Here is a 22,500-nt window from a genome sequence, read left to right as displayed (position 1 = left end):
CGCACGGCTTCGGGCGCGGCGCGTGTGGACGTGACGCAGCGCGACGTCTCATTGAACAGGCTTTGCCTGCACCGCCGCGGCGATATCGCGACTCACCGAGGCGAGCGCGCGATCGTGGGCGGCGATGATCGGCTCGAATCCGGGACCGGACACGCTCTCGCGCGCGACCGAGCGGCCGGTGACGGCGCGGATCTTGCCGGGCGGCCGCACGGTCCACAGCACATCGACGGTGACGTCGCGCCCCGGCACGGACTCGAAGCGCATCACGTCGATCCGCACGCGCCAGACGACGGACGGATCACGTACCGCATCGAATACCGAAATCTGCTGCGAGTTCAGCAGCGCGCCGAGATCGGCCGCGATTACGCGGCCGATGTCGCCACCGAGCGGCTGCGCCCAGCGGTCGAATTCGTTGACCGCGACCTCGTTGTTAGCGATCCGCGTGACGATCTGCGGCCGGTCCACGATCTCGGGTATCGTGACCGGACCGATCACCGCCGCGATCGGCCGGCTCGCGCCGGTGCTGCTCAACGACTCGTCGGGGCTCAGCGTGTAGAAGTTCGTCGCCGGCGACTTGCAGGCGCCGAGCAGAGCGCCGGCGAGCGCGAGCATCAGGCCGGCCGCGAAGCGGCCCATCGCATCTGTCATGGCTTCTTGTCCTCGGACTTGCCGCGCACGAGCGATTCCGGATGCTGCGCCAGATAGTCGGCCAGCGTGCGCAGCGAGGCCGCGGTGCGGGTCAGTTCACGCATTGCGTCCTCCGTCGATTGCTGCAGCGACGAGTCCGGCTGCAGCGCGGCATTCGCGGAATCGAGCGTGGATTGCGCGGACAGCAGCGTGTCGAACGCTTTCGGCACGACCTGCGTGTGCAGTTGCCCGAGCATCGCGTTGGTGGTGCGCAGCGTCGAGCGCGCGTCTTTGCCGATATCGTCGAACGGTATGTTGTTGATCTTGGCGAGCAGTCGCGTGACCGATTCCTGCAGCGATTGCAGCGTGCGCGCAATCGCGGGCATTTCGGGCGGCGTCTTGCTCCAGTCAATCGACGCCTTCGGCGCGTCGGGGAAATAGTCCAGCGCGAGATACTGCTGGCCGGTCAGCAGATTGCCGCTTCTCAACTGGAAGCGGAAGCCGTGCTCGACCAGATAGTTCGCGAGACCGCGCGGGTCGTCGGTGAGGTGTCCGCCGGCGCCGTCGTTCTGATAGCGGGACGTGAACCGCTCCGGATAGAGATTGATCTCGACCGGACTGCTGAAGCGGCGGGTGTCCGGATCGAAGCGCGTGTAGAGCGCCGTCACTTCGCCGATATCGACGCCGCGGAAATCGACCGGCGCGCCAACCGTCAGACCGCGCACCGAATCCGTGAAGTTCACCACGTATTTGACGACGATGCGATCGTGCTTCTTCATCGCGTCGGCGCGCGTGGTGTACAGCTCGAACCCGGTGCTGCTATCGGCGCTCGTCTCTACCTGCGAATCGGGCGGCGATTCGAACGCGATCCCGCCGATGATGATCGATACGATCGACTGCGTTTCGACGCGCAAGCCGCTGCTGTCGAACGCCATATCGACACCGCTGGCGTGCCAGAAGCGCGTGTCGGTTCTGACGAAGCGGTCGTAGGGCGCATTGACGAACACCTTCACCGTGACGCCGTGGCCGTCCGGGTCCAACTGGTACGACGCGACCTGGCCCACCTGAATTCTGCGGAAAAACACGGGCGTACCCACGTCGAGCGAGCCAAGTCCCGTGCCGTGCAACGTGTACTCGTGCCCCGGCACGTCGCTCGCGATCACGGGGGGCTCCTCGAGGCCGACGAAACTGCGGCGCGCTTTTGGCGAATTGCCGACGTCGACGTCGATATACGAGCCCGACAGCAGCGTGCCGAGCCCCGACACCGTGCCACCCGAAATGCGCGGACGCACGACCCAGAAGCGCGTGTTGTCGACGAGCAGGTCCGACACGTCGCGCGTCACCTCGGCCTTGGCCACCACGCGCTTGTGGTCCGGCGTCAGCGAGACCGCTTCGACCACGCCGATATCGACGTCCTTGAACTTGAGCTTCGTCTTGCCCGCTTCGAGACCGTCGCCGGTCTTGAAGCTGATGCTGATCTGCTCGCCGCGCTCCATCACCGCCTTCACCGCCAGCCAACCGCCGATCAGGATCGCCACGATCGGCACGAGCCAGACCAGTTGCATCCGCCAGCGCGAGCGCGGCACCGGCTCCGCGGCGGGCAGCTCGGGCTCTTCAGTCGGAGTGGACACGTTCGGTCTCCAAAGCGTCCCACATCAGGCGCGGATCGAAAGCCATCGAGGCGAGCAAGGTCAGCACGACGACCGCGCCGAACGCGATCGCCGCCGGCCCCGCCTTGATCGTCGCCAGCGCCTGGAATTGCACCAGCGCGACCAGCATCGTGATCACGTAGATGTCGAGCATCGACCAGCGACCGATCAGCTCGATCAGGCGATAGATCCGCGTGCGCTGCCCGGGCAGCCATTGCCAACGCAACTGCGTCGATAACGCGAGATACCCGATGCCGAGAATCTTCAGCATCGGCACGACGATGCTCGCGATGAACACGAGCAGTGCAAGCGGCCAGGAGCCCGATACCCACAGATAGACCACGCCGCTCATGATCGTGTCCTTCTGCGTGCCGAACAGCGAACTCGTGTCCATCACGGGGAGCACATTGGCCGGAATGTAGAGCACCATCGCGGCCACCAGATACGCCCACGTTCGCGACAGGCTCGCGGGCTTGCGCTGGTGCAACGGCGCCTTGCAGCGCGGACAGACGTGCTTGAGCGCGCCGCTGGGCCGCTTGAGCAGCAGGCCGCATTCTTCGCACAGCACGAGCCCGTAGGCAGACGCCGTGATCGCGTTGCGGCGCACGCGGATCGGCGGCAACTGCCACGCCTGCGCGCCACGCGCTGCCGTGATGCGCGCCCACACCTCATGCGGATCGAAGGTCGCCGCCGCGGCCGCGAGCAGCAGCATCAGCGCGATGAACGACCACAGCGCAGTGCCCGGCACCACCTTGGCGATATGCGCAAGCTTGACCAGCGCGACCAGCAAGCCGAGGATCAGCACCTCGGTCATGCCCCACGGCCGCGCGAGCTGAAACAGACGAAAGCATTCGGCCGGCCGCCACGGCACGCGCCCGAAGCGCAGCGGCAGCAGCAGCCACAGCATCGCCGCGGTTTGCAGCACCGGCGTGACGATCGTCGTGAGGGCGACCAGCAAGGCGAGCGGCCACGAGCCGTGGCTGTACAGCATGCGCACCGAACCCGCGAGCGTCGTCTGTACGACATGGCCGTTCAGCGACAGACCGACGATCGGAAACACGTTCGAGATCACGAGCAGCACCGCGGACGCGCACGAGAATGCGAGCGCATACTCCGGCCCGTTCGAGCGTCCGCGCCTGAGCTCCGCGCGGCAACGCTGGCAGCGCAACGCATTGCCGGCGGCGGGCGGCGCGCCGAGCTGAAGCAGGTCGCACTCTTCGCACGCAATCAGCTCGTTGCCCGTCATCTCGCCTCCACTGCACCCGACGTTCCAGCCGGCGCGGGCGCGTTCTGCGAGACCGGCGCCATCGCCGGCGAGTTTTGCTGCGCGGGCGGCGGCGCCGTCAGTTTTTCCGCCTCGGCCAGCCAGCCACCGCCCGTCGCCTTGTAGAGCGTGACGTACGAGGTCAGCACCGCGCCTTGAGTTTGCGCATAGCTCAGTTGCGCGTTGAACAGGCTGCGCTCCGCATCGAGCACTTCGATGTAGCTCGTATAGCCGCCTTCGTAGCGCTGCCGCGCGAGGTGCGCATAGGTGTGCAGCGCCTCGACCTGGAGGTTTTGCGCATCGAGTGCCTGATGCGTCTTCTGCACGGAGATGAGCGCGTCCTCGACCTCCTGGAACGCTACCTGGATCGCCTTTTCGTACGAGTACAGCGATTCCTGCTGGCGCGCTTCGGCCTGGTGCACCTGGCCGGTGATGTTGCCCGCCGTGAAGATCGGCTGCGTGACGCTGCCGGCAAACGACCACACGCGCGCCGGGCCGGTGAACAGATTCGAGAACTGCGCGCTGACCGAACCGAACAGCCCGGTCAGCGAAATCGACGGGAAGTACAGCGCGCGCGCCGCCCCGATCAGCGCGTTTTGCGCGACCAGCGTCTGCTCGGCCTCCAGCAGGTCGGGACGGCGTTCGAGCAGATCGGACGGCAGCCCCTCGGGAATCGGCGGCGTGCCCATCTGCGATAGCTCACGGCCGCGCAGTATCGCGCCGGGATTCCTGCCGATCAACACCGACAACGCGTCTTCCTGCTGGGCGATCTGCGCTTCGAGCTGCGGAATCGTGACTTGCGCGGCTTGATACTCCGACTGGCTTTGCGCGAGTTCCATCTGCGAGACCTCGCCGTAGCGGAAGCGCGCCTCGAACACGCGCACCGATTCCGCGCGGCTTTGCACGGTCTCCTTCGCGATCTCTAGCTGCCGGTCCAGACTGCGCAGATTGATGTAGGCCGACGCGACCGAACTCACCAGCGTCAGAATCGTGGCGTGGCGACCCTCTTCGCTTGCGAGCAGATTCGCGCGTGCAGCCTCGGTTTCCCGGCGCACCTTGCCGAACAGATCGAGTTCCCAGGACACCGCCAGCGTCGCGTCGAACTGGTTGTAGATGGGGCTCACGCCCTTCGGCACCGGCACGCCTTGGTCCTGCGAGACCCGTTGACGCGACGCGTCGGCGCCTGCCGAAAGCTGCGGGAACAGCCCGGAGCGCGTCGTCACGAACTGCCCGCGAAACTCGTCGACCCGCGCGGCCGCGATCTTCACGTCGCGATTGTCCTGCAGCGCGGCGGCGATCAGCTGATCGAGCACCGGGTCCTGAAACTGCTCCCACCACACGGCGTTGGCGATGCCCGCGGCCTCGCCCTGGGCGAAACGATAAGTGGCCGGCACGTCGACCGCCGGGCGCTGGTAGTTGGGGCCTAGCAGGCATCCGCTCAGCGCGAGCAGCATGACGGATGCGAGCAAACGCGCCGGTGCCGTGCCGTGCATGTCATTCACCTGCCCGCGGCGCGGACGGCGCCTCGCTCGACGCACCGGGCCCCGGCACCGCCGAGGGTTCGCGTCCTGCGCCGCCGCTGGGCTCCACGCCCGGCGTCGGCTTTTTGCCTCCTTTCGAGCGCGACGACATGGTTTCGAGCAGGTAATAGAACATCGGGATGAAGAATACGGCGATCGCCGTCGCGCCCAACATGCCGCCGATCACACCGGTGCCGATCGAATGACGGCTGTTGGCCGACGCGCCCGTCGCGATCGCGAGCGGCACGCAGCCGAGAATGAACGCGAGCGAGGTCATCACGATCGGGCGCAGCCGTTCTTCCGCCGCGGTCATCGTCGCGTCGAACACCGAGGCGCCGGTCTCGCGATTCAGCACCGCGAATTCGAAGATCAGGATCGCGTTCTTCGCGGCGAGCGCGACCAGCATCGTCAGCCCGATCTGGAAGTAGACGTCGTTGGACAGGCCGCGCAGCATGATCGCGAGCAACGCGCCGAACAGCGCGAACGGCACCGCCATCAGCACGCCGAACGGCAGCGTCCACTTCTCGTACTGCGCGGCGAGGATCAGGAACACCATCACGAGACCGAACACGAAGACGAGCCCGGACGTGCCGCCCGACTGCCGTTCCTCGAACGCCTCGCCGCTCCATGCCACGTCGTAGCCTTCCGGCATCTGCGCGGCGATCTGTTCCAGCGTCGAGATCACCTGTCCGGAGCTGTAGCCCGGCGCGGCATTCGCCGTGACCTTGATGGCCGGGAAATTATTGAATCGCGTGACGAGGTCCGGGCCCGTCGTAAAGCGGTAGCTTGCCACCGACTTGATCGGCACCATCGTGCCGTTCGTGCTGCGCACGAAGATCTGATCGAGATCAGTAGGCTTCAGGCGATACCGCGGGTCCGCCTGCAGGATCACCTGCCACAGCCGGCTCGAGCGGTTGAACTGCGATACGTACAGCGAGCCGAACATCGTCTGCATCGAGCTATAGACGTCTTCGACCGGCACGCCGAGCGTCTCCGACTTGTCGCGATCCACGTCGACCAGCAGTTGCCGCGACGCCGCATTGAAGGTCATCGTGACGCCGGTCAGCTCCTTGCGCGCCCGCGCTTTCTGCACGAACTGGTCGGCCACGCCCGCGAGCTGTGCGATGGAAGCGTCCCCCTTGCTCTGAATCCACACCTCCGTGCCGCCTGTCGTGCCGAGCCCCGGAATCGACGGCGGGTTGACCGGCACTATAATGCCCTCCTGGACGTTCGCGAAGTGGCGATACGCGTCGAGCAGCACCTGGCGCGCGTTCTGCGTCGCGCGGTTGGCGCGCGTATAGCGTTCGTCGAAGCTCTTCAGACCGACGAAGAAGGTGCCGGCATTGTTCTTGTTCTGGCTGTCGAGCAGGCTGAAACCATCGACCGTGGTGATGCTGCCGACCGCCTCCTGTTTCATGAAATAGTCAGTGATGACTTGCGACACCTGGCCGGTGCGGTCGAGGCTAGCCGCATCCGGCATGATGACCGCGCCGAGCAGATAACCCTGGTCTTCAGGCGGCAGGAACGCCGACGGAATCGAGCGCATCATCAGCACCGCCAGCACGATCATCGCCGCGAAGAACACGAGCCCCATGACAAAGCGCTTGATGATGAGCTTGACCGCGCGTGAATAGCCCGACGTCATGCGGCCGAACTGATCGTCGAACCAGCGGAAAAAACCCTTCTTCTCGTGGTGCGCGCTTTTCAGCAGCAATGCGGCGAGCGCCGGTGACAAGGTCAGTGCGACGATGCCGGACAGCACCACCGAAATCGCAATCGTGATCGCGAACTGCTTGTACATCTGACCGGTGATGCCGCCGAGAAACGCAACCGGCACGAACACCGCGCACAACACCAGCACGATCGCCACGACTGGCCCGGCGACTTCGTCCATCGCCCGTTTCGAGGCCTCTTTCGGCGAGAGCTTGTGCACCGTTATGTTGCGTTCAACATTCTCGATCACGACGATCGCATCGTCGACGACGATACCGATCGCGAGCACCATGCCGAACAAGGTCAGCATGTTGATCGAAAAGCCCAGCGGCAGCATGAACATGCAGGTGCCGACGATCGACACCGGCACCGCGATGATCGGAATCAACGTCGCGCGAAGGCTTTGCAGGAATACGAACACGACGATCACGACGAGCACTAGCGCTTCGAAGAACGTATGGATCACGTCCGAGATCGACGCTCGCGTGAACTCGGTCGTGTCCATCGCGATTTCGTAGCTCATGCCTTCCGGAAACGACTTCTTCAGCTCCGCGAGTGCCGCGCGCACCTGCTTCGCCACGTCGAGCGCATTGGCGCCCGGCTGCTGATACACGGCGAGCACGGTGGCCGGCTTGCCCTGGAAGCGGCTGCGAATCGAGTAGTCTTTCTGGCCGAGCTCGGCGCGGCCGATGTCCTTGAGCCGCACGATCGCCGCGCCGCCGCTCGCGGCGCGCACGATGATGTTGTCGAACTGCGAAGGCTCGGCGAGGCGCCCCGTGGTCGTGACCGCGAACGATTGCTGGACCGCTCCGCTGGTCGGCGACTGTCCGATACTACCCACCGCGAACTGCTGGTTCTGGTTCGCGACGACCCGTTGCACGTCGGCGGCCGTCACGCCCAGCTGCGCCATCCGGTCGGGCTTCAGCCAGATCCGCATCGCGTAGTCTGGCGTGCCGAAGATACTCGACTGGTTCGCGCCCGGAATCCGCTTGATCGCGTCAAGCACGTAGATGTTCGTAAAGTTCGCGATATACGTCGCATCGTAGCGGTTGGTGGGCGAATAGATCGCGATCACCATCATGAACGCCTGCGACTTTTTCTGTACCTGAATGCCCTGCGCCTGGACCGATTGCGGCAGTTGCGGCAGCGCGAGATTCACGCGGTTCTGCACGTCGACCTGGGCCAGTTCGGGGTTCGTGCCGATCTGGAAGTACACGTTGAGCGTCATACTGCCGGTCGACGAACTCGACGAGTTCATGTAGATCATGTTGTCCGCGCCATTGACCTGCTGCTCGATCGGTGCGGCGACGTTGTTCGCGACGACCTCGGCGCTGGCGCCCGGATAGGTGGCGGACACCGTGATTTGCGGCGGCGTGATGTCGGGGTATTGCGCGATCGGCAGCGAGAACATCGCCAATGCGCCGCCGAGCGTGATGACGATCGAAATGACTGACGCGAAAATCGGCCGATCGATGCAGTAGCGCGAAATGTTCATGGCGGCTGCCCCGTCACTCGGCGGCGGGCGCTGCCGCGGCGCCTTGCGACGCAGCCGTCGCCACCGCCGCCGGGCTTTTCCCGCCGGCCGCCAGGGTTTTGATGATCTTCAGCTGCGAATCCGCGGTAACGCGCTGCGCGCCGTCCACGACGATGCGCTCGCCCGCCTTGAGTCCGTCCGAAACAAACCAGTTATCGCCCTGCCAGTCGCCGACTTCGACGACGCGCTGATGCGCCTTCGAGTCGCTACCGACGACCCACACAAAGTGGCTCTTCGCGCCCTGCAACACCGCGCGCTGCGGCACGAGCGTCGCATTGGGCCGGATCGCGCCGGAAACGCGGGCCCGCACGAACTGGCCGGGGCGCAACGTGCCCTTCGGGTTTCCGAAGGTCGCGCGCACGAGGAAGGTTCCCGTTTCGGTGCTGAACGCCGGGTTCGCGAAGTCGATCTGGCCTTGCTCGGCATAGGGCGAGCCATCGGCGAGAACCAGACGCACGGAGAAATCGTTGTGCGCGGGAAATCGCAGATAGCCTGCCGCAATGTCATCCCGGTACTTCAGCATCTCGTTCTCGGAGATGCTGAAGTTCACCCACATCGGATCGAGCTGGTACACGTAGGTCAGCAAGCCGTTCGAGGTGGCCGTCACGTAGCTGCCATCCTGCAGACGCGCGAAGCTCGACAGGCCGTTCAGCGGAGACTTGATCGTCGTGTAGCCGAGGTTCAGCAGTGCGGTGTCGACTTCGCCCTGGGCGGCGATCACCGCGGCGGCGCTCTGCTTCTCGTTGCCGACCGCGTCGTCGAGATCCTTCTTGCTCAAGGCGTTCTGCGCCGCCAGCGGCTGCACGCGCGCGAGATTGGCCTTGGCGACTTCGAGACGCGCCTCCTGCTGGGCCAGTTGCCCTTTCGCGGTCCGCAGCGCGGCCTCGAACGGCTTGCGGTCCATCTGGAACATCGTTTGTCCCGTCTTGACCAACGCGCCTTCGGTATACATGCGCTTGTCGAGGAAGCCGTCCACCCGCGAGCGGATCTCGACTTCACGCGAACTCTGCGTTTGCGCGGTAAATTCGAAGTCGACCGGCGTGTCCTGCTGCGTCACCGTCATCACGGTCACTTCCGGCGCGGCGACGACCGGCGGCGGTGGTGCCTTCTTGCACGACGCGAGCCACGTGAGCAGCGTCAGCGCCGCGATGATGGCGAGCAATGGGAGAGCGCCGCGAGAATGTGGCCGCGGCGAGGCCAGGGACACGGGTACGGTTTTCATCGCGCACTCCGTCTGATCACAAAGGCGTGCAATTGCCGAACAGCACGAAGGCATCATTTCTGTTGGCAATCGTCAGCGTCATCTCGCCGTCCGTCGAATCGACGACCAGCGTCCAGCCAAAGCCCATCTCATTGCCAAGGATCAGGAGCTGATCCCCCTCCTTGCTGACCGAGAGCATCGGCGTCGTGCGCGCGGGACCGACGACCGCGCGTTTGTCGAAGTCGAGAGTCAGGAATTTCGGCAGACCGAGATCCCCGGGCAACGCGCGCGTGCAGGCGATGCCCGGATCGCAGGCGTGCGCGTCGATCGTCGCGCAGATCAGCCGTTTGCTGCCGTCGAAGTCCGCCGCGCCCACCTGCATCGCAGCGGTACCGAGAAGAATCGCGAGACAAACCGAAATTGATTTCATCACGTGCGCTCCCGCTTTTATCCTTGAACGCTGCCGCATTCCGCGCGGCGCATCGCACGCGCAAAGGCACGCATGCGCCACAACCTGTCCGGTTTCGAGTTCGGTGCGGCGCAGCCGGCGTTCGGTTCGACGCGTTGACTGAGTTCAGTTTGGTGGTCCGAAGAAACGGCGACAATCGGACCTTGGTCTCATATCATCCGGCGCGAAGACGCGCGTTCAGGGTGTCGGCGGACCGCCGATGGCCACCTCGACCGCCTTGAACAGAATCGCGCTGGTGAAAGGCTTGCGCAGATACGCGGCCGCGCCGGCCGCGAGCGCGGTCTGGCGGACGGAGAGATCGTCATAGGCGGTAATCACGATGACCGGCACGCCCATTTGCGCGAGCTGACGCTGGACTTCCAGGCCGTTGGTTCCCGGCATCTGGACATCCAGAATCACGCAGGCAGGCCGATACGACGGAATTGCCGCAAGCGCATTCAAGAACTCGTCACCGCTGCAAAACGTCTCCGACCTGATACCTTCGGAATGCAGCAAACGCTTGATGGCTCGGCACACCGACTCGTCATCGTCGACCACCGCAACGAATTGGTTAGGGTTGACCATATGACAGCGCGAACGCGCAGTCGCTCCGGAAAGTGGACCACTGATGCCTTAGCGTACTGGTTGAAACCCCGATGAGATATAAGACTTTGGTCCACTAGCGGTGTCGGCCAGCACCGCTGGAAGTGGCGGCCCGACGCGGGAGTCGGCGCCTGGTTCGCGCGATTATTCTTCGTCGGCCGTACAGACGCCGCCCTTTCGCACCAGATGAACGAGGTCGACGATCGAGCGGGCCTTCATCTTCTCCATCACGCGGGCCCGATGAATCTTGATCGTTTTTTCGGCCGCGCCCAGATCACTCGCAACCTGTTTGTTCAGGCGGCCAGTCACGACGAGTTCCATGACTTCGCGTTCGCGGCGGGTCAGATGCCGCATCCGCTCTTCTATTTCCTCGCGTTCGTGGCGCCGCCGGCTTTCCACACACGCGCGCGCGAGCGCGCGATCCACCGCGGCGAGCAACAGCGAGTCGCGCACCGGCTTGGGCAGAAAGTCGACCGCTCCGCCTTTCATCGCGTCGACGCTCGAGCCGATGTCGCCGTGCCCGGTCAGGAATACGATCGGCAGCAGCTGATCGAGCTTGCGCTGCACTTCGAGTCCCGTCATGCCCGGCATCTGCAGATCGAGAACGAGGCAGGCTGGCATGCTCGTCAAATCGGCTCGTTCGAGAAAGTCCTCAGGACTGTCGAAGCATTCGACCTGGTAGCCGGAGGCGCGCAGCAAGCGGGCGAGCGCGCTGCGCACGCTGTCGTCGTCGTCGACGATGAAGACGCGAGTGTTGGTCTGGTTCATGATGATCCGGGCACGAGTCTCTGTCGGATATCGGTCGCGACGGGAAGCGTGACGTGAAACGATGCCCCTTTGCCCTCGTTGTTTTCCGCCCATAGCCGGCCGCGGTGCGCCGTGACGATCGTGCGGCTGATCGAAAGACCCAGTCCCAGCCCCTGCGGTTTGGTGGTGAAAAATGGCCGGAAAATCCTTTCCATGCTGTCGACGTCGAGGCCCTGGCCGCGATCTTTTACCGTTATCCGTACCAGTCCGTCCGATTCCACACGCGCCGTCGTTTCGACGAGGCGGTCCGCGGCAGGGCAATCCTTGACCGCGTCGAAAGCGTTGAGCAGCAGGTTCAGGATCACCTGCTGAAGCTGAACCTTGTCGCCGCAAATCAGCGCCAGATTCTCCGGAATGTCGAAGCTCGTGCGCACGCCGCGCGTCAACGCATCGCTGTGCACGAGCATCGCGATGTCGCGCACGACGTTGCCGACGTCCAGCAACTGCAACTCGACATCGCCTTTGCGCACCAATCCGCGAATCCTTTGCAGCACCTCGTTCGCGCGGCAATTGTCGGCCACGATGTCTTCGAGCGCTTCGCGCAGCTCCACTACGTTGGTCGTCTCCGCATCCATGAATTTGCGTGCGGCTTGCGCGTTGAACAGGATCGCGGTAAGCGGCTGCTTCAACTCGTGCGCGAGCGATCCGGCGAGTTCGCCCAATGAAGAAACGCGCGCGAGATGCGCGAGATCCCTTGTATTTCCATCGACTTCGCCGCACGCACTGCATTCCGATATCGCGGTGATCCGCAATTCCTGATTGTGCACGCAGCATCGCGTGGTTTCCGCCTCTGCGTGAAAGCCTCCGCCATCGCGCCGCCGCGCGATCAAAACCTGCGTGGTCGTGACGCCGCGGATTTGTATCTTCGCGCCACGATTGCCTGGGCCCGACCGATCGGCATTGATGCCATCGATCGGAAACAGCTTGGCGGCCGGCGCGCCGATCAGCTCTTCCCTCGTGTAGCCGAACAGTTGCGCCGCCCGCGCGTTCGCGAAGATGATCTGGTCCCGCTGATCGACCGTGACGATCGGAACCGGCAACATTTCGAGCGTCTCGCACAGCGGCATTCTCGTGTCGAGCATGCGCCGCGTGCTGCTATCGCCTTCGCCTCGCAGCCACGACGCGCAAGCGGCGACATAGCGCCGCCATGCCGGCAACGCGTACGGCGGCTCGTGGGTATCGCGGGTACTCTGTCGGCTCGACACGCCGGGGATGCTGCGAGCGTGCTGAAACCGGTGATGCCTGGGTGACAACTGTCTGGAACGGTCGTGTCCGGATAGCGGAGCACCGTCGTTGCGCGCATTGTCGATCTGTGACGGGCCGCTTTGACCCATGTGGCGCGGTTGCGCGTGCAGCGCCGTGAGAATTCCCGCTACCCCGATCGCCAGTTGTCTGCCGTGCACGATCAGATTAATCATTGGCACCTCCGGGTCCAGTGCGAACGGATTCCGTACAACTGCGACGTCTTTATCTTTGGGCTTCGAACCACATAATTGACTTCACAATCGGTACTTCGCACGCCTAGTGGCTGGAAGTCAGTATAGGCTATCCAGAATCACTTACCGAAGGGTTACCTTAATTTATGCCGCTTACTCGGGAAACTACTCAATAATGTTCTGCGTTGTCCGCCATCAATCGGAAAATGGCGACAGAGTTTGTTAGGCAGTTAATTATTGCCGGGCGAGGCAGTGTCCGTGGCGTCCGTTTGCACGTACAGGAAGGTTAGCAAACTGGCAAGGTCGCCGTAGAGCCGCAATGTTCCCCTGCGCCGTGACGGATTTGCACTAGCCCGTGAAGCCCGGCGAGATAGCGCTTTCAGATGGAAACTTCCGTAAAGCTTTCATGCATCGCGAATCACAGAGTCAGCGGGTATAGCCAACGCTAATTCTCCAATTTAATTAATTTGCCGGCGATATTTCTTGACGCAAGTCAACGCTTTTATCGCCCGCCATTCCAGTGCGAATCATTTGCATTCATCGATCACAAAAAATAAAACTATGCCCGGCAGATGACTAAACGCAGCGCCGCGGCGAGAACGCGTGTTTCGGCTTCGTCTTTTCTACCGGTATTGAATAAACAGGACGGTCAGTGCAGATTACAGGCAGCGTCGCTGTGGACTTGCCCCTGCATGACCGGACACGCGGTCACGCCAGGCGATTTCCGCAATTGCGATTGCTGCTTTCTCAAGGCGCGTCACAAGATCGTGCGTGCTCTTGTTGCCGAAACCGTGGCGCGCCGAATGGTGGATCGAACAGGACAGCGCGGAACACGGCGCGACGTTTCGCAATGACCGGCCGCCGTATCGCGACCTGAAACGCGAGGCGCTTTTCTACGCGCGGCAGATTCCGCTCGCGCTCGAAGACACGGACGAAGAGCCGCTAATTGACTGTTTCTGCGGAGATTAACGCTATGGCAACGATTCACGAATACGCGCACTCTTGCGTCTGGCCGAATTGCACGCGTATGGTTCCGCTTGACAGGTGGGGGTGCCGCGAACACTGGCGTGCATTGCCCAATGATCTGCGCGCGTGGATCGGCCGCACGTATCGTCACGGCTTTGAAACGGGCACGCATCCGACGCACGCATATCTCGATGCTCACCGCGCCGCGCTCAAATGGATACACGAACATGCAGAGGAAACGCCATGAGTCGCGCCGATCTGAAACCGGGCGACATCGTCTTCGTTATCGCAATCGCCATGTTTGAAGGCGAGCGGCGCACGCCCGCCGAAATCGTCACGATCGAACCTCAAAAAATCGGCGCTCATTTTCTTTCCGGCGACCATCGGGGCGGAATGATCGCGCTGGAAATCGCCGCCGAAAATCGCGCCTGGCGGCGTGCATGATTGAACCCGTGACGATAGGCCTGGCGACGCTCTACAACGCGGATGCGCTGGCGATCCTGCCGCAGTTATCCGGGCTCAATGCGTTGCTCTGCGCTCCATCATATTCGAGCGGTGGACAGTTCCGCTCCGACCGCGTGCAGGACACGCGCGCAAAGTATGTGCCGACCAGTTCGTCCAGCCAGGCACTACCGGATTTCAGCGGCGACAATCGCGACCAGCGCGCGTTCGCATACTGGGCGGCGCGATGGGCGGCTGCTGCGTTGCAGGCGTGCAGGCGAGGCGCGGTCGGCATGTTCTTTACGGACTGGCGGCAACTCCCCGCATCAACGGATTACATGCAGGCGCGCGGCTGGGTATGGCGTGGCATCGTGCCATGGTGCAAGCCCGATGCGCGCCCGCAACTGGGCCGCTTTACGGCGCAGTTTGAGTATGTGATCTGGGGCACGGCGGGCGCGGTCTGTGCCGATGAAACGGCAGGACGCATACCCGGCTTTTTCGAGTGCATCGCGCCGCGCAATCGCGTCCACGTCACGCAGAAGCCCGTCGAGCTACTGCGTGAACTGCTGCGCGTGGTGCCGGTCGGCGGCTGCGTACTCGACCCGTTCATGCGCTCGGGCTCAAGCGGCGCAGCGGCGTTACAGACCGGGCGGCGCTTCGTCGGTATAGAACCGGACCCGGTGCATTTCGATAACGCGTGTGAGCGCATCAATGATGCGCACCGGCAAGGCGCGCTATTCGAGCATGCCGACACGGAGCAGGAACAGGCGCGGCTGACGCTCGATTGAAAAGCCCCGCCGAAGCGGGGCATCCTGGACGCCTCACAAGGAGGACGCTTGCGACTGCTACTGGCTACATTCGGTGATGCGCTTGCGTGCGGTAGCAAGCTCGCCAATCTGATTCCCCGGACCCAGGCAACTATCGTCCTGGCGGATCGAGAGTGAGCCGTCCGGGTGAGGGGTCAGCACAAGCAGCGCAGTGAAACGGTGATAGTTATTCCCGATCTCGGCTATCGACTTGGCCGGGTCGATGCCGCGATGGTATTGAACCGTCGTGAGTAATGCGGGTTGGCCCTTATACGTCACGGCAGAAACGCCTTCGATCCAGTTACAGACGTTGGTGTCGTCGTGATCTCGGATGCTGACGCGGAGGCCATTCACGTACCTGTAATTCTGGTCAAAGAAATCGAATTCGCACCAGCCGCGCCCACCAGGGTAGCCCTTGCCACTGAAATTCGGGTTGAGCCGAATTACCACACTTGATGCAAGAAAGTAGGTGCCCCCGTTTTCGAATCGCGCCAAGAAAGACTGGACTCCGTTCCAATCAGGAGGTCGGGCTCCATTCCAATCGGAAGCCTTCGCCCGCTGCTGCACTGCCGCCTCCAGCCTGTCATAGTCAATAGCCCCTTTATTACTTTCAAGGGAGATTGTTTCAGAAAGAGCTTCTTGGCTGCACATTCCTGCGAACAGGCTAAACGCGCAGAGCACCACTTTTAATTTTTTCATAAGCGGCTTTGAGTTGGTTGTCGTAATCATATTTGCGATAGTCCGGACCATTGTAGAGCCATGCGGCGTTGGCCCAATCTTTCTCGATTAATGCATTCCTCAACGTCCCGTGTCCATATTTCGTGTCTCGCATCGTCATTGCAAAGGGCAGAAAAAGCTTGAGAAGGTGTTCCTGCTCCGATTTACAGGCTGCTTCCAGAAATTTCTGTACTGTCGGAAATTCCAACCCCCGATAGTTTTCGCCAAGTACCTGAAACTTGCCCCACGAGCAGGCCATAATGGCCGCATCTTCGTCCAGACCGAACGCACGTTCAAAGCGCTCGTAGGCATCCGCGACATAACGGTCATTCGCCGCAATGGGATTCCCGTTTTTATCAAATTTCTTATTGGTGTAGGCTTTGCCAGAAATATCAGCATTCGCGGCATCGTACTTGTGGCCTGTATGCTTGGCGAACTTATGCCGCTCATACTGAATCGTTGGGCGATGATAGCGGTCAAAGGGTGCCCTTCCCGATTCGACATGGGCGAACGCCTGGATAACTGCCACTTCACAACTAATCCTTGTGGCAGCCTCTTGCCAATCCGCATCTGTAATTTTCTCACCCGTGTATAGCGCGAAATATTTTTGCAGGTCGGGCCGGTCCTTGCTGTAACGCGTATCGGTCGCGCCCTGCGGGGTCCTGGTCTGCTGCCCCTTCATGCCCTTGTCCGCGCCGTGCGCTGCTGGATGATGCATGTCACCGCGGGCCTGGTGCGGCGTACCAATCGGAACAGGCTTGGGCTTCGGGGCCGATGGTGGATCGCTGACCGGCAAGCCGTCCGGCGTCTGCGGATGCGGCTCCATCCTGAGGGGCAGGCGAATCTTGCCGCTCTTCAGCGTGACAAGCTTCTCGCCAACCCTCGCCGGGGTTTCGTGTATGAGCTTCCACGTGCCATCGAGTTTGCGCACCAGAATACGAACAACGTCGCCTTCGGCCTTTGTAATGAACCGCTCACCAAGCCCATTGAGCTGGCTCACCCCTTCAAACGCCGATGCACGCCTGCTTTCGATACGGTAGCGTAGTCCCTTCATAGGATTGCGGTCCCGATCAATGAACAGTGGCACGACCGCACATACCTTCTTTTCGCTGACCACCAGCCGTTGACCAACGGCTAGCCGGTCGGGATTCTGAAGCCTGTTCATCTTTGCAAGCACGTGAGTTGTCGTGCCATAGGTCCGTGCAATCCCGCCTAGCGTGTCGCCAGGCTGGACGACATAGATTTCCGGCGTATCCGTCATCGGATTGGAACTCATACGGTTTCCTCCTCATCCCCGTTGTCTCTTAGCGTTGCCTCTTCTGCATGCCATCCCGTCGTGCCAACCCATACCTGTGCATCCGTGGCTTTCCGGCTGAAGAAGCGCGGACCGGTGCCCGCTTCGTCCAGCAGGCCGGAATCCTGTTGGGTGCCTGTCTTGGTGGTGCCGGTCGGCGGCTGCGTACTCGACCCGTTCATGCGCTCGGGCTCAAGCGGCGCAGCGGCGTTACAGACCGGGCGGCGCTTCGTCGGTATCGAACTGGACCCGGTGCATTTCGATAACGCGTGTGAGCGCATCAATGATGCGCACCGGCAAGGCGCGCTATTCGAGCATGCCGACACGGAGCAGGAACAGGCGCGGCTGACGCTCGATTGAAAAGCCCCGCCGAAGCGGGGCATCCTGGACGCCTCACAAGGAGGACGCTTGCGACTGCTACTGGCTACATTCGGTGATGCGCTTTCGTGCGGTAGCAAGCTCGCCAATCTGATTCCCCGGACCCAGGCAACTATCGTCCTGGCGGATCGAGAGTGAGCCGTCCGGGTGAGGGGTCAGCACAAGCAGCGCAGTGAAACGGTGATAGTTGTTCCCGATCTCGGCTATCGACTTGGCCAGGTCGATGCCGCGATGGTATTGAACCGTCGTGAGCAATGCGGGTTGGCCTTTGTACGTCACGGCAGAAACGCCCTCGATCCAGTTACAGACGTTGGTGTCGCTATGGTCTCTGATATTCACGCGGATCCCATCTACGCGCTTGTAGCTCTGATCGAAAAAATCGAACTCACAATAACCTCGCCCTCCCGGATAGCCGTGACCGCTGAAATTGGGATCGGGTTCATAGGTTGTGCCCGACACAAGAAAGTAGTTACCGCCATTGCCCAAAGTTGCTCGGAAGGACTGGGTTTGGATTATATGAAACTCATCCCAAGGGAGCCCTGTAGCCTGTTGCAGTCTCTTGTAGTCAAGCACATCACCATAAAGCTTAAGCGATGGCGTTTGCGCGCTTGCAATACTGCAGAAAAAAAACCATAACAAATTAAATATGCAGAGTGCCAGCCTTGATGCCTTCATATGCGTCCTTGAGTTTGTTGGCGTAATCATTCTTTTTGTAATCCGGACCGTTGTATAGCCACGCGGCACTTGCCCAGTTTTTTTCCATAAGGGCGTTCCTCAGTGTACCGTCTCGGGCTTCAGTTCCAGCCGGAAACGCCGGTCGGCAGGGATCGCCTTGTAGCTGTTGGTGTAGGATGCGTCGCGCGCGCCGCTGTGCGTGACCTCGATCACGACCTGACCTTTGGGCGCATCGGGCAGCACGATATCCGTTTCGAGTACGCTCGCGCACTGCAATGCGAGCACGTTGCTCTCGCCCTCATACACGATCTGGCGGGCAATGGCCGCCTCGTGGCGGAGCTGCGCCTCCCACTTGGCCCCGGCCTGGTCCAGGTGGTTCGTGCCATAGAGGTACGGCTGGCCGTAGGTGGTCGGATCGGCAGGCGCGACATTCGCCGTGTCGCGCAAACGCTCCCAGGCGCCTTCCGGGTTGTAGTCTGCCACGATGAACGATTGCGGCACCGTCACGGTATGGGTCCTGATGACCGTGACGGCTTCCACCCCGTCCACTTCGAGTCCCGCCGCCTCGCGGTACGGCACGATCCGTTGCGGCTCGTCGTAGAGCTAGTGGTCGATGTCATCGGCAAAAACGGTCATGTCGCCATGTTCCGTTTCCACGATATAGCTGTAGATGCCGGCCTTCTGCATCAACATCTGGACATAGGCCAGATCATTCACCTGGTACTGGAAACGCCACGCGTGAACCGGATACTGGCGGCGCAGGCGGAACGCCATCAGGTGAGCCGGGATACCGTGCCGGCCCAGGACGGCCTGGATAATCTGCGGTGTCGTGAGGTGCTGGTAAGGCTGGGTGGTCGTGACGGCGGCGAGCCGCCCGAAGTGCGACCTCAGCGTGATCGCATACTTCGTAAAATCCTTCGCTGTCTGAATGGTCGAGAAGCGCTCGATATAGCCCGAGAACTTCCGCACGGTCCCATCGTCGGCCACAATGCTGAAAACCGCATCACGGTTCAGATAGTCGGCGCGCGCAAGCTGCTGCGGATGGGTCAACTCGATATGAACCTCGTTCGGTGCGCCCATCTTCTCGGTGGCCTCGAACGACACGACCGAGAGCGCCGCTGCGCTGGCCGTGCCGGGGATCTCAAGGAAATGTGCCTGACGGCCGGTAATGCCCTGGCGCAGTGGGTCAAACTCTGCCATGCGGTGGTCCTTTAAAGCGCCAGCGGCGCGGGTTAGACGGCTATATCAAAGGGCGCGGATACACCATGCCTAGCGCGCAATCCTTCCCCGATTTCCCTCGAAATACAATCAGACAAATGCCAAAAATAGTCACAGATCATGTGTATTGATTCGATTTATCAATGATTGACATTTAGCGCTGTCCACCGGCTCATGAGCCTGGGCGGTGGTTTTGGAGCTGATCCAGGACGCATTCCCAACGGAACATGAGCCTGAGCCAAGCGAAGACGGACGTGGAGACTTTGCCAATGGGTGGCGGACGTGCCCGATGGTTGATCATCTCCCGATGGTCATTCACTTGAGCGAAACCCAGATAAGAACACTGGAACAGGTGCGCGCGGTGCACGATGGAACTCAAGCTTTGGAATTTTCTGCTGCGGCTGACGCCCACGCCCGCTGCGAGTGGATTGCGTCGGTCCTCAATCGGTTTCGCTACGGTCAACTCAGGCGAGTCGATCGCGGGTTGCTATTGCGCTACCTGCGCCGATTTGGCGGATTCAGCCGCGCCCACATCACGAGGCTCGTGCTGCGCTGGCTCGACGGCAGCGACCTGACCATTCCCAAACGCAAGGCGCCGCCCAACGCTTTTGCGCGGCGCTATACGGAAGCCGATCTGGACACTCTGGCGGAGGTCGAACACGAGTACGGCCAGCTCTCGGGGCCGGCCACGGTAGCTGTACTGCGACGCATGTATCAGATCTACGGCGATGAACGTTTTGTCCGGTTGCAATGCCTGTCCTCGTCGCACCTGTACAACCTGCGCAGATCAGCTTCGTACCGTGCCCGCCATACCGTGCACACGAAGACACGCAGCGATCCCAAAGGTGCAGCGATTGCCGTACGGCGTGCCCCCACACCGGAGAACCGTCCCGGCTTCATCCGTATCGACAGCATTCATCAGGGCAACTTCCGCGGCGAGCGGGGGCTGTAGAGGATCTGGATCAGCATGGCTCGCAGCAACTTCTCCGGTGCGATGCTCGGCCGCCCGCCCTTGATGTCGGCCTCGTACATCCCGGCAAACAACCGATCCATCTTCGCCAGTGCTTCGTTCGCCATCACACGGATCGAACGCAACGGATGCGACTTCGGGACGAAGTCGTCCAGCTTGCGCATGGAAAACAAACCCTCGGTGAACGTGTCGGCGCCGCGCATGATCTCGATGCGGCAAGTGGTAGTCCATCTATCAACGCTTCACGAACTCTGCGCGATGACGTGTTTCAGCGGTACTTCAGCAACCTGCTACGTGGGGTGACCCCGCCAAAAACTATCCGCTTCGCGTCGCCGTGCCAAGGCACGCGTAGCGTGTCGCGCGGCCTCGCTGTAACGAAACCGTGTAACACGCGATAGCCGCGCCGCCGTGTGACAGCGCCATGACGATTCGATCGAATGCCGCTGCTGGCCGCGCCCTGTTACAGATTCATGCGCGTAACCTTGGTGCCGGCCAGCGACAGGTCTGCCATTAGGCCCGTATTGGTCAAGACCATCGCGACGACATCGGCGGTCGCCGACGTGGTATCGATCGCGCCGGTAGCGCCGACTTTCAGCAGTGAAACCGAAGCATCGGCGCCCACCGACCAGCCCTTCGCGTTGCGGAATTTCTCGAGCGAATCTTTCGTCATGAACAGGAAGAACACGGCGGTCGACTGCGCGCCGGCCTGCAATCCGAACGATGCCGCGGCGGTACTGAAATAGCCGACCGTCGCTCCCCCGACGCGCAATGCGCCTTCACCGTACTCGCCACCGACGATGAACGCCGCCTTCCTCACCGAAGGAAACACCAGCACGCCCTGCGCCTTCGATACCAGTTCGTGCGAGCCTTGAACCGTATCGAACAATTTCGACAGCGCACCGTTCACGGCCGCATCGATCTCCTGCCGTTTGGCGGCGTCGGTAGTGGCGCTCTGGCCACTGCCTCCGGTCGTCGTGCAACCCGCCAAAGCCAGACTCGCGGCCATGGATGTAAGCGCGAGCGTGTGCACAAAGTTCCGTCTGTTCACTATCGACTCCGTTCTGGTTACGATCCGAGTCGCCAGTCCTGATGGCTGGAAGCCTCGATCTTTTTTCTCCGCCGTGAAGCGGCATAGCCGCCCAAGGAACCATCAATGCCATCGCCGCCCGTCGATTTTCTTTGGTATCCGGATGCGACGACTACAACGCTTGCAGATACATGATGTCACGCTGAAACCGCTGCGGAATCGGACCTTGGTCTTACAGGAAGCGCGGTGTCGATGATGAATGAAACGCGAAGCCAGCGAAGCTGATTGGCGGGGCCGACCTCGATCATCCGCCGAGCGCGATGATCGCCACGGTGAGCAGGACGCCGACCGCCGCCATCGCAAGGCCGGCCTGCCAGCCGCGAAATCCCGCGTAATGCCCCAGCGCCATGCCGCTGCCGAATAACATCGCGATGGTCAAGACACGGGAGGCGATCAACGCCGTCGGAACGTTCGCGAACAGCACGAAGGGCAACGCGACCGGGAATGTTGCGGCTACTACGAGCACAAAGATAGCCGCGGCGGCGATGAAATCGTCGCGCACGAATACTGCTCGCTGCGGCAGATCCGGCCGCGCCGCAACACGCCTGCGGATGGACTCGAGCTCCGTATCGCCGATCAACGGTCTGAGCCACGCGGCCATTGCGTCGCGAAGCGTCCGAACGCCCGCGGCCGCATTCGGCTGGCCTCGCACGGAATGCGCAAGCGTCACACGCCTGCCGCGAGCCACCAGCGTACGCACGAGGAACATCACCGCGTCCGCGAGGCCCCATGCGAGATTGCAGCCGAGCGCGGTGTAGAACATCTTGTGCCCGGCGTCGGCACCCGCGCCGACGGCCGAGACGGTGCCGACGAACGTCAGCGCCATGAAGAGGCCGAAACATGACTCGCACACTCGATCGACGACATCGAGAACCGGCTCCCTATCGCCGACGTTTTCCTGCTCCGTGTGACCCGTGGCATCCATGAGGCCTCCCGTGGCGATGACGTGAACCGAGCCCGCCCTTTGCCGGCATACGGATGAGGTGCGACGAGGACAGTCGGATCGGCAGGCGCGAGCAGACGCCCGCATCATACTGCGCGCCCTGTACCGGCGATATTGGACCAAGGTCGTATGGCCCTGCTTCGCGTCGCGCTCTACCGTGGGAATGGATCATTGCGTAGTACGCTGGAACAGTCCGCGCTGGG

General features: G+C 62.1%; 21 protein-coding genes and 2 pseudogenes. 5 read left to right on the top strand and 18 right to left on the bottom strand.

Annotation, left to right across the window (positions count from 1 at the left end):
- Positions 1-48: 48 nt before the first annotated feature.
- The 10 genes from OKW45_RS01490 to OKW45_RS01445 form a co-directional block, all read right to left on the bottom strand.
- Positions 49-648 (bottom strand): PqiC family protein, encoded by a 600-nt coding sequence (locus OKW45_RS01490; RefSeq protein WP_429465444.1) that lies wholly within the window; start codon positions 646-648, stop codon positions 49-51.
- Positions 645-2,258: a PqiB family protein gene (locus OKW45_RS01485; protein WP_429465442.1), complete on the bottom strand. Its 1,614-nt coding sequence runs from the start codon at positions 2,256-2,258 to the stop codon at positions 645-647. Before OKW45_RS01485 ends, OKW45_RS01490 begins: the two co-directional genes overlap by 4 nt.
- Positions 2,242-3,522 (bottom strand): paraquat-inducible protein A, encoded by a 1,281-nt coding sequence (locus OKW45_RS01480; protein WP_429465440.1) that lies wholly within the window; start codon positions 3,520-3,522, stop codon positions 2,242-2,244. The genes OKW45_RS01485 and OKW45_RS01480 overlap by 17 nt, the downstream gene beginning before the upstream one ends.
- Positions 3,519-5,033, bottom strand: a complete 1,515-nt coding sequence (locus OKW45_RS01475) for an efflux transporter outer membrane subunit (protein WP_429465438.1) — start codon at positions 5,031-5,033, stop codon at positions 3,519-3,521. The genes OKW45_RS01480 and OKW45_RS01475 overlap by 4 nt, the downstream gene beginning before the upstream one ends.
- 1 nt (position 5,034) lies before the next feature.
- Positions 5,035-8,268 (bottom strand): efflux RND transporter permease subunit, encoded by a 3,234-nt coding sequence (locus OKW45_RS01470; protein ID WP_429465436.1) that lies wholly within the window; start codon positions 8,266-8,268, stop codon positions 5,035-5,037.
- A gap of 13 nt (positions 8,269-8,281) precedes the next feature.
- Positions 8,282-9,529 (bottom strand): efflux RND transporter periplasmic adaptor subunit, encoded by a 1,248-nt coding sequence (locus OKW45_RS01465; RefSeq protein ID WP_429465434.1) that lies wholly within the window; start codon positions 9,527-9,529, stop codon positions 8,282-8,284.
- 16 nt (positions 9,530-9,545) lie between these two features.
- On the bottom strand, positions 9,546-9,938 hold the full coding sequence (locus OKW45_RS01460; RefSeq protein WP_429465432.1) for a hypothetical protein: 393 nt from the start codon (positions 9,936-9,938) through the stop codon (positions 9,546-9,548).
- A gap of 216 nt (positions 9,939-10,154) precedes the next feature.
- On the bottom strand, positions 10,155-10,541 hold the full coding sequence (locus OKW45_RS01455; RefSeq protein WP_018424533.1) for a response regulator transcription factor: 387 nt from the start codon (positions 10,539-10,541) through the stop codon (positions 10,155-10,157).
- Positions 10,542-10,703: 162 nt separating this feature from the next.
- The gene (locus tag OKW45_RS01450; protein WP_429465430.1) at positions 10,704-11,327 is read right to left on the bottom strand and encodes a response regulator transcription factor; all 624 of its coding nucleotides are present in this window, start codon (positions 11,325-11,327) and stop codon (positions 10,704-10,706) included.
- Positions 11,324-12,784 (bottom strand): PAS domain-containing sensor histidine kinase, encoded by a 1,461-nt coding sequence (locus OKW45_RS01445; protein WP_429465428.1) that lies wholly within the window; start codon positions 12,782-12,784, stop codon positions 11,324-11,326. The genes OKW45_RS01450 and OKW45_RS01445 overlap by 4 nt, the downstream gene beginning before the upstream one ends.
- Before the next feature lie 795 nt (positions 12,785-13,579).
- Here OKW45_RS01445 and OKW45_RS01440 point away from each other — a divergent pair.
- The 3 genes from OKW45_RS01440 to OKW45_RS01430 all read left to right on the top strand — a co-directional run bounded on the left by OKW45_RS01440 (position 13,580) and on the right by OKW45_RS01430 (position 14,997).
- A complete protein-coding gene (locus OKW45_RS01440; protein WP_429465426.1) occupies positions 13,580-13,771 on the top strand; it encodes a hypothetical protein in 192 nt (63 codons plus the stop codon).
- A 240-nt stretch (positions 13,772-14,011) separates the two neighbouring features.
- Positions 14,012-14,212, top strand: a complete 201-nt coding sequence (locus OKW45_RS01435) for a hypothetical protein (protein ID WP_429465424.1) — start codon at positions 14,012-14,014, stop codon at positions 14,210-14,212.
- A complete protein-coding gene (locus OKW45_RS01430) occupies positions 14,209-14,997 on the top strand; it encodes a DNA-methyltransferase (protein WP_429465422.1) in 789 nt (262 codons plus the stop codon). Before OKW45_RS01435 ends, OKW45_RS01430 begins: the two co-directional genes overlap by 4 nt.
- Before the next feature lie 57 nt (positions 14,998-15,054).
- Here the strand turns inward: OKW45_RS01430 and OKW45_RS01425 are convergent, their stop codons facing one another.
- Both OKW45_RS01425 and OKW45_RS01420 read right to left on the bottom strand, forming a co-directional pair.
- On the bottom strand, positions 15,055-15,714 hold the full coding sequence (locus OKW45_RS01425; protein WP_429465420.1) for a hypothetical protein: 660 nt from the start codon (positions 15,712-15,714) through the stop codon (positions 15,055-15,057).
- The gene (locus OKW45_RS01420; RefSeq protein ID WP_429465418.1) at positions 15,680-17,008 is read right to left on the bottom strand and encodes a LysM peptidoglycan-binding domain-containing protein; all 1,329 of its coding nucleotides are present in this window, start codon (positions 17,006-17,008) and stop codon (positions 15,680-15,682) included. Before OKW45_RS01420 ends, OKW45_RS01425 begins: the two co-directional genes overlap by 35 nt.
- Positions 17,009-17,158: 150 nt before the next feature.
- Here OKW45_RS01420 and OKW45_RS01415 point away from each other — a divergent pair, with 150 nt between their 5' ends.
- The gene (locus tag OKW45_RS01415) at positions 17,159-17,386 is read left to right on the top strand and encodes a DNA methyltransferase (RefSeq protein ID WP_429465417.1); all 228 of its coding nucleotides are present in this window, start codon (positions 17,159-17,161) and stop codon (positions 17,384-17,386) included.
- A gap of 57 nt (positions 17,387-17,443) precedes the next feature.
- Here the strand turns inward: OKW45_RS01415 and OKW45_RS01410 are convergent, their stop codons facing one another.
- The 3 genes and pseudogenes from OKW45_RS01410 to OKW45_RS01400 all read right to left on the bottom strand — a co-directional run.
- Entirely contained in the window at positions 17,444-18,079 is a 636-nt protein-coding gene (locus tag OKW45_RS01410) for a hypothetical protein (protein ID WP_429465415.1), read from the bottom strand.
- Positions 18,045-18,167: an N-acetylmuramidase domain-containing protein gene (locus OKW45_RS01405; RefSeq protein ID WP_429465413.1), complete on the bottom strand. Its 123-nt coding sequence runs from the start codon at positions 18,165-18,167 to the stop codon at positions 18,045-18,047. The genes OKW45_RS01410 and OKW45_RS01405 overlap by 35 nt, the downstream gene beginning before the upstream one ends.
- A 23-nt stretch (positions 18,168-18,190) precedes the next feature.
- Positions 18,191-19,279, bottom strand: a pseudogene (locus OKW45_RS01400) (type VI secretion system Vgr family protein); the annotation flags it as partial.
- Between the two features lie 307 nt (positions 19,280-19,586).
- Here OKW45_RS01400 and OKW45_RS01395 point away from each other — a divergent pair.
- Positions 19,587-20,249 carry a hypothetical protein gene (locus OKW45_RS01395; RefSeq protein ID WP_429465411.1) on the top strand — a complete coding sequence of 221 codons (663 nt, stop codon included), beginning with the start codon at positions 19,587-19,589 and terminating at the stop codon, positions 20,247-20,249.
- On the opposite strand, the pseudogene OKW45_RS01390 reads toward OKW45_RS01395, so the two are convergent.
- The 3 genes and pseudogenes from OKW45_RS01390 to OKW45_RS01380 form a co-directional block, all read right to left on the bottom strand.
- A pseudogene (locus tag OKW45_RS01390) lies at positions 20,222-20,470 on the bottom strand (transposase); the annotation flags it as partial. The gene OKW45_RS01395 and the pseudogene OKW45_RS01390 sit on opposite strands and share 28 nt — an antisense overlap.
- 257 nt (positions 20,471-20,727) lie before the next feature.
- On the bottom strand, positions 20,728-21,315 hold the full coding sequence (locus OKW45_RS01385) for a BPSL1445 family SYLF domain-containing lipoprotein (RefSeq protein ID WP_035471809.1): 588 nt from the start codon (positions 21,313-21,315) through the stop codon (positions 20,728-20,730).
- Between the two features lie 283 nt (positions 21,316-21,598).
- A complete protein-coding gene (locus OKW45_RS01380; protein WP_429465409.1) occupies positions 21,599-22,279 on the bottom strand; it encodes a hypothetical protein in 681 nt (226 codons plus the stop codon).
- Positions 22,280-22,500 lie beyond the last annotated feature (221 nt).

The sequence above is a fragment of the Paraburkholderia lebeckiae genome, assembly GCF_050436225.1.
GTDB classification, from domain to species: Bacteria; Pseudomonadota; Gammaproteobacteria; order Burkholderiales; family Burkholderiaceae; genus Paraburkholderia; species Paraburkholderia tuberum.
Note: the sequence above shows the minus strand (reverse complement) of the source record. Positions and strands in the feature narration are given on the sequence as shown.